Annotated in this window: 10 protein-coding genes; 3 read left to right on the plus strand and 7 right to left on the minus strand. The window is 72.7% G+C overall.

All coding sequences use genetic code 11. The features are described from left to right. Window positions 1-23: 23 nt before the first annotated feature. Window positions 24-899 carry an ABC transporter permease gene (locus OHA72_RS05285; protein ID WP_327006714.1) on the minus strand — a complete coding sequence of 292 codons (876 nt, stop codon included), beginning with the start codon at window positions 897-899 and terminating at the stop codon, window positions 24-26. Continuing rightward, a complete protein-coding gene (locus tag OHA72_RS05290) occupies window positions 896-3,652 on the minus strand; it encodes an alpha/beta fold hydrolase (RefSeq protein WP_327006715.1) in 2,757 nt (918 codons plus the stop codon). Before OHA72_RS05290 ends, OHA72_RS05285 begins: the two co-directional genes overlap by 4 nt. Window positions 3,653-3,750: 98 nt before the next feature. Here OHA72_RS05290 and OHA72_RS05295 point away from each other — a divergent pair, with 98 nt between their 5' ends. Next, a complete protein-coding gene (locus OHA72_RS05295) occupies window positions 3,751-5,940 on the plus strand; it encodes an AAA family ATPase (protein ID WP_327006716.1) in 2,190 nt (729 codons plus the stop codon). Window positions 5,941-6,101: 161 nt separating this feature from the next. On the opposite strand, the gene OHA72_RS05300 is transcribed toward OHA72_RS05295, so the two are convergent. Then, complete coding sequence (locus OHA72_RS05300) at window positions 6,102-6,557, minus strand: DUF3263 domain-containing protein (RefSeq protein ID WP_327006717.1); 456 nt, start codon at window positions 6,555-6,557, stop codon at window positions 6,102-6,104. An 86-nt stretch (window positions 6,558-6,643) separates the two neighbouring features. Continuing rightward, on the minus strand, window positions 6,644-7,429 hold the full coding sequence (locus OHA72_RS05305; protein ID WP_203848668.1) for a DeoR/GlpR family DNA-binding transcription regulator: 786 nt from the start codon (window positions 7,427-7,429) through the stop codon (window positions 6,644-6,646). Window positions 7,430-7,615: 186 nt separating this feature from the next. Between OHA72_RS05305 and OHA72_RS05310 the strand changes: the two genes are divergently transcribed. Together OHA72_RS05310 and nagA are read left to right on the plus strand one after the other, a co-directional pair. Then, complete coding sequence (locus OHA72_RS05310; protein ID WP_327006718.1) at window positions 7,616-8,581, plus strand: ROK family protein; 966 nt, start codon at window positions 7,616-7,618, stop codon at window positions 8,579-8,581. After that, on the plus strand, window positions 8,578-9,687 hold the full coding sequence (gene nagA, locus OHA72_RS05315; RefSeq protein WP_327006719.1) for an N-acetylglucosamine-6-phosphate deacetylase: 1,110 nt from the start codon (window positions 8,578-8,580) through the stop codon (window positions 9,685-9,687). Before OHA72_RS05310 ends, nagA begins: the two co-directional genes overlap by 4 nt. Before the next feature lie 35 nt (window positions 9,688-9,722). Here nagA and OHA72_RS05320 read toward each other — a convergent pair whose 3' ends face one another. The 3 genes from OHA72_RS05320 to OHA72_RS05330 form a co-directional block, all read right to left on the minus strand. Next, window positions 9,723-10,436 carry a phosphatase PAP2 family protein gene (locus OHA72_RS05320; protein WP_327006720.1) on the minus strand — a complete coding sequence of 238 codons (714 nt, stop codon included), beginning with the start codon at window positions 10,434-10,436 and terminating at the stop codon, window positions 9,723-9,725. Between the two features lie 73 nt (window positions 10,437-10,509). Next, the gene (locus tag OHA72_RS05325) at window positions 10,510-11,697 is read right to left on the minus strand and encodes a trypsin-like serine peptidase (RefSeq protein ID WP_327006721.1); all 1,188 of its coding nucleotides are present in this window, start codon (window positions 11,695-11,697) and stop codon (window positions 10,510-10,512) included. A 131-nt stretch (window positions 11,698-11,828) separates the two neighbouring features. Next, a complete protein-coding gene (locus OHA72_RS05330) occupies window positions 11,829-13,631 on the minus strand; it encodes an NAD-binding protein (RefSeq protein ID WP_327006722.1) in 1,803 nt (600 codons plus the stop codon). Window positions 13,632-13,745: the final 114 nt, after the last annotated feature.

Here is a 13,745-nt window from a genome sequence, read left to right on the forward strand (position 1 = left end):
ACCGGCCAGTACGTGAAATGACTTCAGCTGACCACGTCTTTTCGCAGGAATCGCCACCATGCCAGTGAGAAGAAGATCGTCGCGTACGCGAGGGAGGCGATGCACCCCTTGACGATGTCGTCGGTCTGCAGCGGGGTGGAGAGCAGGCCGAGCCACGCGTCGCCGTAGTGGGTGGGCAGGAAGTTGCGGATGGTCCCGAGCGCGGTGATCTGGTCGAGGATGTTGGACAGGATCTGCAGCAGGACCGCGCCGCCGACGGCGCCGAGCGGGGCGTCGGTCGACACGGACAGCAGGAACGCGAGCGACGCGACCACCAGCAGCGAGACGCACAGGTAGCCGACGATCTCCAGCAGCCGCACGACGCTCGTGCCGGCCGCGATCTCGCCGCCGATCGGGGCGTTGAGCGGCGCCCAGCCGTAGCGCAGGGTGCCCGCGAGCAGGGCGGTGCCGACCAGGACCAGCATCGCGACCAGGCAGTAGAGCAGCGCGGCGGTCACCTTGACGCCGAGCAGCCGGGCCCGTGGGACGGGCATCGCCAGCAGGTACCGCAGGCTGCCCCACGACGCCTCGCTGGCCACCGTGTCGCCGCAGAAGAGGGCGACGACGACCACCAGCAGGAAGCCGGAGGAGACCAGCAGGGTGAAGAGGGTGAAGTTGGCGCCGCCGGCCGTGGCGAGGTCGGCGAGGCGGGCGAACTCGCCACCGCTGCCGCCCTCGTCGTCGCCGCCGTTGTCGAGCTGGAACGCGACGAGAATGATCAGCGGCAGCAGGACCATGAAGCCCAGCGCCATCTGGGTGCGGCGGCGGGCCGCCTGGCGGCGGATCTCCGTCCACAGCGAGAGGGTGGCGCCGGGCCGGTAGCCCGCAGCACCGCCGACGACATCTACGGACGTGGTCATGACCGCTCCCCACTGGCCTTGGTGTCGCCGCCGACGAGCGACAGGAACGCGTCTTCGAGCCGCCGCCGCGGGGTCACCCGGTCGATCCCGACGCCGGCCCGCACGAGCGCGGCGACGACCTCCGACCTGGGCACGCCGTCGATGTCGACGACCAGGCCGCTGCCGCCGGACCAGGCGACCGAGCGGATCCCTTCGAGCTCCTCGAGGACCTTCTCGGCGGCGTCCACGTCGGACACGTCGAGCTGCACGGTCGGGGAGTCGCCGACGATGTCGTCGACCTTGCCGGCCGCGACGACCTCGCCGCGGTGCATCACGACGACGTCGGTACAGGTCTGCTCGACCTCGGCGAGGAGGTGGCTGGAGACCAGGACGGCCCGGCCACCGGTCGCGTAGCGGCGCAGCACCTTGCGCATCTCGGCGATCTGCGGCGGGTCGAGCCCGTCGGTGGGTTCGTCCAGGACCAGCAGCTCGGGCAGGCCGAGCATGGCCTGCGCGATGGCGAGGCGCTGGCGCATGCCGTGGCTGTAGGTCTTGACCCGCCGGTTGACCGCCGTGCCGAGACCCGCGATCTCGAACGCCTCGTCGAAGTGCGCGTCGTCCTTGGGACGGCCGGTCGCCGCCCAGTACAGGTGGAGATTCTGCAGACCGGTCAGGTGTGGCAGGAATCCCGGCCCCTCGACCAGCGCGCCGACCCTGGACAGCACCGGCGCACCCGGCAGCAGCTGATGGCCGAAGACGAGGATCTCGCCCTGGCTCGGCCGGGTCAGCCCCATCAGGACCCGCAGCGACGTCGTCTTGCCGGCGCCGTTGGGTCCGAGGAGGCCGACGACCTGTCCACGCTGGACGGTGAAGTCGACCTTCGCGACGGCGACGAAGTCCCCGTACGTCTTGCGCAGCCCGCGCACCACGAGCGGCGTGTCGACGAGGTCGGGGTCGACGCGGCGTTCGATGCGCCTGGCCCGGCCGCGGGCGACCAGCAGCGTGACGGCGAGCCCGACCACGATGAGCGCGACGAGCGCGGCGAGCACGTACCGCCAGATGACGTTCGGGTTGGCCAGCGGTGTCCCGGCGACGTTCGGCACCGTCAGCGCCCCGTCGACGGCGACCTGGTAGACGACCGGGTCCGGCGGTGACCAGTAGGCGGTGTCGGCGGCGGCGACGGTGATCCGCACCCGGCTGCCCGCCTCGAAGCGGTGCACGACGGCGGGCAGCGTCACGGTGACCGGCTGCGCGTCGGCGATGCTCTTGGGCAGCCCGGTCAGCCGTACCGGGGCGATCAGCCCGTCGGGGATCGACGCCGCGCCCTTCGCGGGCACGTCGTACAGCTTGACGAAGAGCACCGCCTCGCCGGTCGGCGACGCGGCCCGGATACGCACCGTCGGCGCGCCGGCCACGTCCAGCGTCGCGGGCAACGCCGCGGAGGTGTAGTCGGCGTGCTGCCCGGGGATCTCCGCGGACACGCCGGTGCCGAGCAGGCTGGCGATGTTGGCGATCGGCAGGGAGGAGATCCCGGCGGGGTTGCCGTTGGGCGGGTTGGCGATGTCCTCCGGCGCGCCGGTGAGCGACACGCTCTCGGTCGAGGTGCCGGCGATGCCCGGGTACGTGTCCAGCTTCGACGCGGCCGTGACGAGGCCCCGGCCCTGGGCGTTGAGGCCCGAGACGCGCGAGTAGGTGAAGCTGTTCTCCGGCGCCTTGCCGTTGCCCTTGACGTAATGGTCCAGCCACTGCGCGGTCAGGAACCGCAGCCGGTCGACCTCGGACTGGGGGCCGCTGCCGCCGTCGTGGCCGCCGGTGAACCAGGCGACCCGCACCGGGGTGCCGGCGGCGGCGATGCCGCGGGCGTTGGCGTCGCCCTCGCTGAGCGGGAACAGCGTGTCGACCTGGCCCTGGATCACCAGCGTCGGCGCCTTGATCCGGCTCAGCACCGGCGCCGGGCTGGACCGCCGCAGCAGCGCGATCGCGTCCTCGTCGGCCTTGCCGGTGGTGGCGATGTCCAGGTACGCCTCGCAGATGTCCCTGGCGAACCTCCCGCACTGCGCGTCGCCGGTCGGGGTCCGCTGTGGCGGGGCACCGCCGCCGCTGAGCACGTCGGCGACGGGGTCGGCGCTGCCGGAGCCGAAGAACAGCCCGGCCCACTGCTTCTTGAACACGCCGGCCGTGGCGCCCTGACCGGTCGACTCGGGCAGGAAGACGCGGGACAGGTCGTTCCAGGTGATCATCGGGACGATCGCGTCGACCCGGGAGTCCTGCGCGGCGAGCAGGAGCGCCAGCGCGCCGCCGTAGGAGCCGCCGACCGCCGCGACGCGCGGGTCGCCGGCGGCGTCCGTCTGGATGTCCGGACGGGCGGCGAGCCAGTCCAGCAGCCGCTGCGCGTCCTTGACCTCCCAGTCGGGGCTGTCGACGTGGATCTCGCCGGTGGAGCGCCCGAAGCCCTGCGCGGTCCAGGTGAGCACCGCGTAGCCGAGGTCGGCGAAGTCCTGAGCGTCGGACTTCACGCTCTGCTTGGTGCCGCCGAACCCGTGCGCGAGCAGGATCGCCGGTTTCTTCCCGCTCTTCTTGGGCAGGTACAGCGTGGTGTCGAGGGTCACCTCGGTCGCGTCGTCGGGGCCGGTGCGCACCGTGATGCTCTGCTCCTCGGTGCGGAACGTGGCGGGCGAGGGGATGACCGCCCAGCCGACCAGGCCGACCAGCAGCAGGGTGACCACCGAGCCGGCCATGACCCTGCGCCGGTTGAGACGCGGTAAGAGACGCATCGGCCAAACGTACGCAACCGATGTTGCGCCCTGACGAATTCCTCAGCGCCCTCTCAGCAAGCGGTCGAGGCAAGCCGCTGGGTTATACGCTCGGCTTCGTGTCCGCGACCTTGACGCTCACCGCAAGTCTGCGCCCAGCGGCGCTGGACGCCCGCCGTGGCGTGGTCCGGCTCCACCCCGAGGTGCTCACCGCCCTGGGCCTGCGCGCCGGCGACCCCATCACGCTCACCGGCCGCCGCGCGTCGGCCGGGATCGCCGCGGTCGCCGAGGCCAGCGCCAGCCGCGCCCTGCTCTACGCCGACGATCTCCTGCTGGGCAACCTGGGCCTGCGCGACGGCGGCCAGGTCACCGTGTCGGCGGCGCCGCTGCGGGCGGCAGTGTCCGTGACCCTCGCCGGGCCGGCGGAGATCGCCGCGGTGGTGTCCCCGGAGATGCTCCGGCTGGCGCTGCTCGGCAAGGTCGTCACCGTCGGTGACAACGTGTCGCTGCTGCCGCAGGACGTGTCGCTCACGTCGCTGGACCCCGGCGTCTTCGAGGCGGCGCGGCGCAGCCTGTCCAACACCGTCGGCTACGCCTGGACCAGCGCCCTGCTCACCGTCGTCACCGCCGAGCCCGACCCGGGCGCGCTGGTCACCATGGACACCGCGGTCGGCTGGCAGCACGGGCACGCCACGCACGCCCCGGGCAGTGTGATCACCGCGCCCGCCTTCGAGGAGGACGCGCCGACGCTGGCGGACCTTCCGGGGCTGCGCGCGCAGGCGGAGCAGCTGGTCGAGCTGCTCGACCTCGGCTTCCACCACGGAAACGTCCTGGCGAAGCTCGGCACGTCGGTGTCGTTGGGGGTACTGGTGACCGGCCCCGCCGGCTCCGGCAAGTCCGACCTCGTCCACGTCGTCGCGACCAGCGTGCAGGCGCGGGTCGTGCCGCTGTGGGCCCCGGAGCTCGCGGCCCTCACCAACAACGACGCCGCCGCCCGGCTGCGCAAGGCCGCCGCCGAGGTGCGCGCGCCCGGCCCGGCGATCCTGCTGGTCGCCGACGTCGAGGCCCTCGCACCGCGCGACCAGCCCGGCCCCCTGTCGACCGTGTTCCGCCAGCTGATCGGCGAGCTCATCCGCGAGGGCGAGGCGGTCGTGTGCACCACCAGCCGCCCCGAGTCCGTGGACCCGGCCCTGCACTCCCCCGGCCTGCTGGCGCACACGATCGCGGTCCCGCTGCCCGACGCCGCCCTGCGCCGCGAGCAGCTCACCGTCCTCACCCGCGGCATGCCCCTGGACGAGGGCGTCCGGCTCGACGACGTCGCCGCCCGCACCCCCGGCTTCGTCGCCGCGGACCTGGCCGCCCTGTCCCGCGAGGCCGGTGTACGGGCAGCGCTGCGCCACCGCCGCGAGGGCGAGCCGCCACTGGTGCTGATGGCCGACTTCGACGCCGCCCTGGAGGTCGTGCGCCCCACGTCGATGGCCGAGTCGTCCCTGGAGCTGGCCAAGGTCACCCTCGACGACGTCGGCGACATGGTCGAGGTGAAGCAGACCCTCACCGAGTCCGTCCTGTGGCCGCTGTCCTACCCGGACGCGTTCTCCCGCCTCGGCGTCGAGCCGCCACGCGGCGTCCTGCTGTACGGCCCGCCCGGCTGCGGCAAGACCTACCTGGTCAAGGCGATCGCCGGCACCGGCAAGGCCAACGTCCTGTCGGTCAAGGGCGCCGAGCTGCTGTCCAAGTGGGTCGGCGAGAGCGAGCGCGCGGTCCGCGAACTGTTCCGCCGCGCCCGCGAGGCCGCCCCCACGCTGGTCTTCCTCGACGAGGTCGACGCGCTCGCCCCGACCCGCGGCCAGGCCACCGACGGCGGCACCACCGACCGCGTCGTCGCCGCCCTGCTGACCGAGCTCGACGGCGTCGAGTCCCTGCGCAACGTCGTCGTCATCGGCGCCACCAACCGGCCCGACCTGGTCGACCCCGCGCTGCTGCGCCCCGGCCGGCTCGAACGTCTCGTCTTCGTCCCACCCCCGGACGCGAACGCCCGCGCCGAGATCCTGCGGGCCGCGTCGAAGGCCGTACCCCTCGCCGCCGACGTCGACCTGAAGGCCCTCGCGGCGTCACTGGAGCGCTTCTCCGCCGCCGACTGCACGGCGCTGATCCGCGAGTCCGCCCTGGCCGCGATGCGCGAGTCCCTGGAGGCCACCGAGGTCACCGCCGCCCACGTGGCCCTCGCCCGCGAACGCGTCCGCCCGTCCCTGGACCCGGTCCAGGTCGCCTGGCTCGCCGCCTACGCCGAGCAGCAACAGTCCCGCTGAGCCCGCCGAGCTGTCAGCCCGGCGCCGAGCACGGGTCGGCGAGCGACCGGCGGGCAGCAGACGAACGATGAGCACCACCGCGCCGAGCAGCACGGCGAACGTCGCCGCACCCGTCCCGGTCCTGGCGGCGAACGACGCGCAGACCGGTGGGCGCGCGGCGTTCAGCGACGGCGGGACCTTGAGGCGCGCAGGCGGCGGAGGCGCTGGACGACGACGGGGTCGTGTGCCAGGGCGAGAGGGTCGTCCAGCAGGGCGTTGAGCAGCTGGTAGTAGCGCGTCGCGGACAGGTTGAACGTGTCGCGGATGGACTGCTCCTTGGAGCCCGCCTGGCGCCACCACTGGCGCTCGAAGTCCAGGATCTGCTTGCCGCGGTCGTCGAGCTCCGGCGGCTCCTCCGCCTCGGCGACGTCAAGCTCGTCGGCGACGTCAAGCTCGTCGGCGACGTCAAGCTCGTCGGCGACGTCAAGCCCGTCGGCGACGTCAAGCCCGTCGTCGGCAGTGGCGGCGTCAGTGGCGTCAAGCGCGTCCGTGGACAGGTCGGTGTCGACGAAGTCGTCGGCGTCCTGGGTGGACCGGGACGCCGGGACACGAGCGGCGGCGAGGTCGTCGCGCTTCATCGTCGCTCCAAGGCTCTGATCCGCAGGGGTCCGGGGTTCGCCCAGCCTACCGGCGTGCCACCAGGACCGCCCGCACCCGCAGCGGGCTACGCAGTCACGATCTTGACGCCGGCGGCGGTGAAGGCGGCCAGGGTCTCGGGGGTGGCGTTGAAGTCCGTGACCAGGGTGTCGATGCGGTCGATCGGGCAGATGCGGGCGAACGCGTGGCCGCCGAGCTTGGAGCTGTCGGCGATGATGACGACCCGGCGGGCGCGGGCGACCATGAGGCTGTTCATCGCCGCCTCGCCCTCGTGGTGGGCGGCCGCGCCGAGGGTGACGTCGAGCGCGTCGACGCCGAGCAGGGCGATGTCGAGGGTGACGTCGCGCAGGATGTTGCCGCCGAGCGGGCCGACGAGCTCGAAGGACTGCGGGCGGACCACGCCGCCGGTCACCACGATCTTCATGCGGGAGCGCACGAGCAGCTCGTTGGCGATGTTGAGGGCGTTGGTGACCACGGTGAGCTGGGCGTCGTCGACCCCGCCGGTCAGCTCGGGGCGCACGGCCAGGGCGCGGGCGACCTCGGTGGTCGTGGTGCCGCCGTTGAGGGCGACGACCATGCCGGGCGAGACCAGCGCGGCCGCGGCGGCGCCGATCCGCTGCTTCTCGGGCGCGTGCTTGGCCGTCTTGTACCGCAGCGGCAGGTCATACGAGACGCCGTTGGCGACCGCTCCGCCGCGGGTGCGGGTGATCATCTGCTGCTGCGCGAGCTGGTCGAAGTCGCGGCGGATCGTCGCCTGCGAGACGTCGAGGCGCTCGGCCGCGTCCTCGACGCTGATCCGGCCGCTGTCGGTGAGGATCTCGAGGAGCGCGTTCCAGCGCGCATAGCGGTCCACTGGCCCCTCCCCTGCGCGTACGGTGCGAGATGTGTGCACAATAATGCGCGAAACTACGGGTAAACGCAAAGGCAACTGCTCGAACTAACCCGCGGGGTACGGTTGCCAGCCTGCCCGACTGTGCGCAATGATGCGCGAACCCGCCGAGTTTCATGCCACATCGATCAGCGCGAGGACGAGCTACACATGACGCAGACCGTGATCGCCCTCGATGTGGGGGGCACCGGGATCAAGTGTGCACTGGTCGGCGCCGACGGCGACACACGGCACACGGTCCTGCACTCCGAGCGACACGCCACCGGCCGTGAGCGCGGCTCCGACGCCGTCGTCGCGACGATCCTCGACATCGCCGAGGGCCTCGCCGCGACCGCGCGCGCGAAGGGCCTCGACCCGCGGGCCGCCGGCGTGGCCGTCCCCGGCGTGATCGACGAGCGCAACGGCGTCGCCGTCTGGGCCGCCAACGTCGGCTTCCGCGACGTGCCGCTCAAGGCCCTGCTGGAGGAGCGCCTCGGCCTGCCCGCCGCGCTGGGCCACGACGTGCGCGCCGGCGGGCTCGCCGAGGCACGGCTGGGCGCCGGGCGGGACCACTCGTATGTGCTGGTCATCCCCATCGGCACCGGCATCGCCGCGGCCAACGTCGTCAACGGGCAGGTCTACACCGGCGCGCACGGTGCCGCGGGCGAGATCGGCCACATCGTGGTGCGCCCCGACGGACCGATGTGCGGCTGCGGCCAGCGCGGCTGCCTGGAGGCGATCGCCTCCGCATCGGCGGTCGGTCGCCGGTACGGCGAGCAGGCCGGCCGCCCCGCCACCGCCGAAGAGGTCGCCCGGCTCGCCGCCGAGGGTGAACCCGTCGCGGTCGCCGTGTGGCAGGAGACCGTCGACGCCCTCGCCGATGGGCTGATGACCGGGATCGCGCTGTTCGACCCGGCGGTCATCGTCCTGGGCGGCGGCCTCGCCGAGGCGGGCGAGGCATTGCTGGCCCCGCTGCGGGCAGGGGTCCACGCGCGTGTGACGTTCCACCGCGAGCCGACCATCACCCGCGCCGCGCTCGGCGACGAGGCCGGCTGCCTCGGCGCCGCCCTGCTCGCACTGGACAGCCTGCACGCGCTGGACAGCCCGCACGACAACAGCACAGGAGGAACGCGATGACGGTGGTGTCCGGCGTACGGGTGATCGCGGGCGACCGCGTCATCGAGGACGGCTTCGTCCGGATCGAAGGGGGCCGCATCGCCGAGGTGGGCGAGTCCCGGTCCGGATCCGATGGGACCACCGTCGTGCCCGGGTTCGTCGACATCCACGTCCACGGCGGCGGCGGCGCCACGTTCACCACCGGCGATCCCGACGCGGCCCGCACCGCAGCGGCGTACCACCTGCGCCACGGCACGACCACGCTGCTGGCGAGCCTCGTCACCTCGCCCCCGGACCTGATGCTGTCCGCCACGAAGGCGTTCGCGCCACTGGTCACCGAGGGTGTCCTGGCCGGCATGCACTTCGAGGGCCCGTACCTGTCGCAGGCCCGCTGCGGCGCGCAGAACCCGGCGTACCTGCGCCATCCGTCCCTCGACGAGCTCACCACCCTCATCGACGCCGGCGACGGCGCCGTCCGCATGGTCACCGTCGCCCCCGAGCTCCCCGGCGCCCTCGACGCGATCAAGCTGCTCGTCTCCCGCGGCGTCGTGGCCGCCATCGGTCACACCGACGCCACCTGGGAGGAGACCCTCGCGGGCGTCGACGCCGGCGCCACGGTCGGCACCCACGTTTTCAACGGCATGCGCCCCCCGCACCACCGCCAGCCCGGCCCCGTCTTCGCCCTGCTCGGCGCCACCCCCGTGACCTGCGAGTTCGTCGCCGACGGCGTCCACCTGCACGACGGCACCCTCGCCTTCGCGGTCTCCGTCACCGGCCCCGCCCGCGCCGCCCTCATCACCGACGCGATGGCCGCCGCCGGCATGCCCGACGGCGAATACGACCTCGGCGGCCAGGGCGTCGCCGTCGCCGACGGCGTGGCCCGCCTGACCCGCGACGGCTCGATCGCCGGCAGCACCCTCACCATGGACGCCGCCTTCCGCCGCGCCGCGGGCGCCGGCCTGTCCCTCGTCGACGCCTCCCGCATGGCCTCGACCACCCCCGCCGCCGCCATCGGCCTCGGCGACGAGCTCGGCACACTGCGCCCCGGCCTCCGTGCCGACCTCGTCCTGCTCGACCAGTCCCTGCACGTCACCCGCGTCATGCGCGCCGGCACCTGGCTCTCATGACCCGCGGCGAGTTCGCCGGCTCTGCGGGTTTGCTGCTACCGCAGACCCGCGGGTTCGGCGAGCTTCGGGGGTTCGATCGGGCCGGACCAGCCGCGCGTGGCGAACCAGGCGGGCAGGGGGACGGTGTCCCAGGGGACGCGTTGCAGGATGCGGTCCAGCACGACGCCGAGGCAGATGGCGGCGAGGCCGTCGGTGAGCCAGTGGAAGCTCAGGAACGTCGTGGTGAACAGGACCACGGCCGGGGCACCGTAGCGGATGGCGCGCAGCTGGCCGGGGCGCAGGAGGCCGCCGAGGAGGATGGCGAGCACGCCGTACCAGACGATCGCGTTGACCACGTGGCCCGACGGGTAGGACATGCCGGCGTCGGCGTGGAAGAGGTACTCGGGATGGTCCGGGTCGGGCGAGCTGGCGGCGAGCCGGTCGGTCCACAGCTTCAGGGGGCCGATCGTCAGGTACGTGATGACGAAGCCGCCGAGCACGGGCAGGGCCGGGCGGATGGAGTGGGTGCGCCAGCCGACGTAGATCGCGGTCAGGACGGCGAGGGGCGTGAGGACCTGACCGCCCTGGCCGAGGTAGTTGAAGACGCGGGCCGTCCAGTACGCCCATGAGGGCCGGTGCGCGTCGACCAGGTCGCGGACGGCGAGATCGACCGACAGCAGCGGGGTGCGCAGCGCCAGGGCGATGGTGATCGCCGCGAAGAGTGCCAGGAGCACCAGGTCGAACCACAAGGCCGGGCGCACGTTTCGCATGTCGGAAAACGCTACCCGACGGTGCAGCCCGGGCCCGGCCCTGCACAGGACCTCTACAAACCTCTACAAACCTCTACAGAAGGTTCCTGATGTCCGCCGCGATGTGGTCCATGCGCACGCCGGAGTTGGGGCAGCCGCCGAAGTGGTGCAGGGCGATGACCTTGTTGGTGTGCCGGGAGATGACGGGCGAGCCGGAGGAGCCGCCGTCGGTGTCGCAGTAGTAGGACATGTCGGTGTCGACGTCGTAGCCGTCGTAGGCCGGGTTCGCGACCGCGCAGTTGCCGCTGCGTTCGCTGGTGTCGTGGGTGGTGATGACGGTCGGCATGCCGCGGGGGTGCTGCGGGATGTAGAGCTCCTCGCCGCGGACCGGGGCGCGGTCGTCCAGCTGCAGGTAGCCGAAGCGGGCGATCGCGTCGAAGTTGCGCACGGTGAACAGCGTGTAGTCGAGGACGTCGTCGGTGGCGAGGACCTGGTCGCCCATGACCTTGGTGGGGCGCAGGGTGGCGCCGCCGCCGCACTGCGCGCACTCGTAGTTGAACCAGACCTCGGTGTTGCGGGCCTCGCGGGTCGTGGTGAAGCAGTGGTGGTTGGTCATCATGCGGTTGTTCGCGCCGAGCCGCCAGGCGGTGCACAGCTCGACGCCGTTGATGAGGATGCGTGCGACCGGTTTGGCGTTGGCGTACGCGACGGGGTCGGCCGACTTGTAGCAGACGGCGTCCTGCTTCTCGTCGTGCCCGCAGATGCTCTCCTCGTGGCGCTGCGCGGCGGCCGCGGCCTTGCGCTTCGCGGTGGCGTCCGCGCGTTCCGCAGGGGTCTGGCCGCGGGCGACCCGGTCGACGGTGACGCCGAGGCCGGCGAGCCTGGACCGGATGCCCAGCGGGTCGGTCCCGGCCCGCTCCACGCTGACCGTGGCCGACTCGCCGGACACGGACATCGTCCAGTTGTCCGTGTCGCTCAGCTGTGCGCCGCTGTACCGGTGGACCTCGGTGCCGGTCGCGTCGGCGACCTTGACCGTGTCGCCCGGGTCGAGCTGGAGCCGGGAGAAGTGGACCTTCACGTAGTCGGCGCCGGGGTAGCGGAACGTCGTGGCGCGGTCGATGGTGCCGCCGCTCACCGCCTCCAGGATCCCTGACGGCTCGGGGGCGGGCTCGTCGTGCGCGGGCGCCGCGAACGCGGTCGCCGGCGGTCGTGCGGGGGCGAACGACGTCGCCGCGGCGACACCTGCCCCGGCGAGCGCGATCACGGCGCACACCCCGGTCACCAGCAAAACCCTACGGCGCATAAGCGCATTCCTCCCGAATGGTCCGCATGAAGGGACCGCCCGGGCTGTTAGGGGTAAATCGGGCGATCCGCCCCATTCAACGACGGATCCCGGGCAGAGGAGGCGGGAACTCAGGGAGTTGGGTCGACCGTGCCGCCGGTCTGAGCCAAAAGGTTGCCCAGGCCCAGCCGGGTCGCTACCACGATGAGCAGGTCGCTCTCGCACAGCACGTAGCTGGTCGGCGGGCTCCAGATGGTCTGCCGGCCGCCGTCGGTGGTGACCGCGAGGACCCGGACCTCGCCGACGTCCTGCGCCGCCGCGACCAGCCCGCCGTCGAGGTCGGACGCGGCGACGACCGGCACCTCGGCCAGCAGCAGCACCCGGCGGTCGACGGGGATCGTGCCGATCACCTCGCGCTCCAGCAGCGCGGCCGCGAACGCCGGCGCGGCGAGGTACGACACGCTGCGCGACGCGGTGATGCCGAACGCGCGCTGCACCCGGTCGGCGAACGCGCCGTCGAAGAGCCGCAGCACGACCCGCAGGTCGGGCTTGAGCTCGCGGCCCTCCAGCGCCGCCTCCAGGTTGGCCTGATCGTCGGTGGAGACCACGACGAGGGCCCGGCTGGTGTCGACGGACGCGGCCCGCAGCGTGGCGATCCGGCTCGCGTCGCCGACGATGAACGGCACGCCGCGGTCCCGGGCGGACTGGGCGCCCCGGGCATTCTCGTTGCGGTCGATCACGACGACCGGCACACCCAGGTCGACGAAGGCGTGCATGACGCGGGTACCGACGTTGCCGAGGCCGACGAGCACCACATGGTCCGACAGCGGCTCGCGCAGCCGGCCGAGCGCGATGGCGAGCTTCGCGTTGACGACCGCCTCGACGACCGCGGCCGTGATGACGGGGATCAACGCGATGCTGACCAGGCTGAGCAGCACCGTGACCAGTTTCTCCGGCCATTGCGCCTGCAGGTCGGGCCCGGCGCCGACGAGTTCGGACAGCAGCGTCACGTACGCCGCGTCCCACCACGAGATCTGCTTGTAGTACGCGATGACCGCGGTGCCCACGGCCAGCAGGCCGAGCATGATCATCGCGGTGGTCCAGAGCCGCCGCCCGACCAGCCCCCGGTAGGTGCGCAGCGGATGGCGCAGCCAGCGCCAGCGGCGACGCCGGCGGCGGACCGGCGCATGCTCCGGGCCGTCCTCGCGGCCCATGACGGTGCTGACCGGTTCGCCGGTCGCGACGGCCAGGACGAGGTCGGCGGCGGCCTGGTCGGCCGGCAGCAGCACGGGCTCGCCGTCGCCGGCGGTCACCGCGAGCCCGCAGATCACGTCCTCGGCGCGCACCTCCGAGCGCCGCGCCACGAACAGCGTGCGCCGCGCCACGCGGACGTGCACCGGGGCGACCTCGCCGAGCGCCTCCGACACGAACGCGGGCGCCGCCATCTGCGCGTCGGACAGGACGCGGGCGTCGGCGAAGAGGCGGCGGACGCTGTACCCCAGGCGCAGGTTGAACATCCGGATCACCAGGCGCAGCCCGGGATTGACCTCCTGCGCCTGCAACGCCGCGTCGAGGTTGCCGATGTCGTCCTGCTTGACCAGCGCGAGCGCGTCGGCGCCGGTGAGGTCCGCCAGCTCGAACGCGTCGCGGTCGGCGTGGTCCGACTCGATGACCCGGCCGCCGTGCTCGCGCAGCAGCCGGGCGATGTCGGGCCCGTGCCGGCGCTGGACGCTGGGCAGGATCGCGGTGACGTGCACCCCGTACTGGTGGATCAGCTCCTCGATCAGGCGATGCGCCAGGGGGTCGTCACCCCAGACGACGATCTTCTTCGTGGCCGCCGGACCGGGAGGCCGGTGCGGGCCACCGGGGGGCTCGAGGGACCACGGACGGGTGATCGCCTGAGCGCGGGGAAGACCGCTTCGGAGCCGACGCATCAACCATGATTCGGACTCCACGGGTCGATCCTAACGACGATCACCAACCCCTGATGTCCCGGGCGATCGACAACTACCGCGTCACTTTGTCCGGGTTGGTCGTTGAACAGACGA

The organism is Dactylosporangium sp. NBC_01737, from assembly GCF_035963215.1.
Lineage (GTDB): Bacteria > Actinomycetota > Actinomycetes > Mycobacteriales > Micromonosporaceae > Dactylosporangium.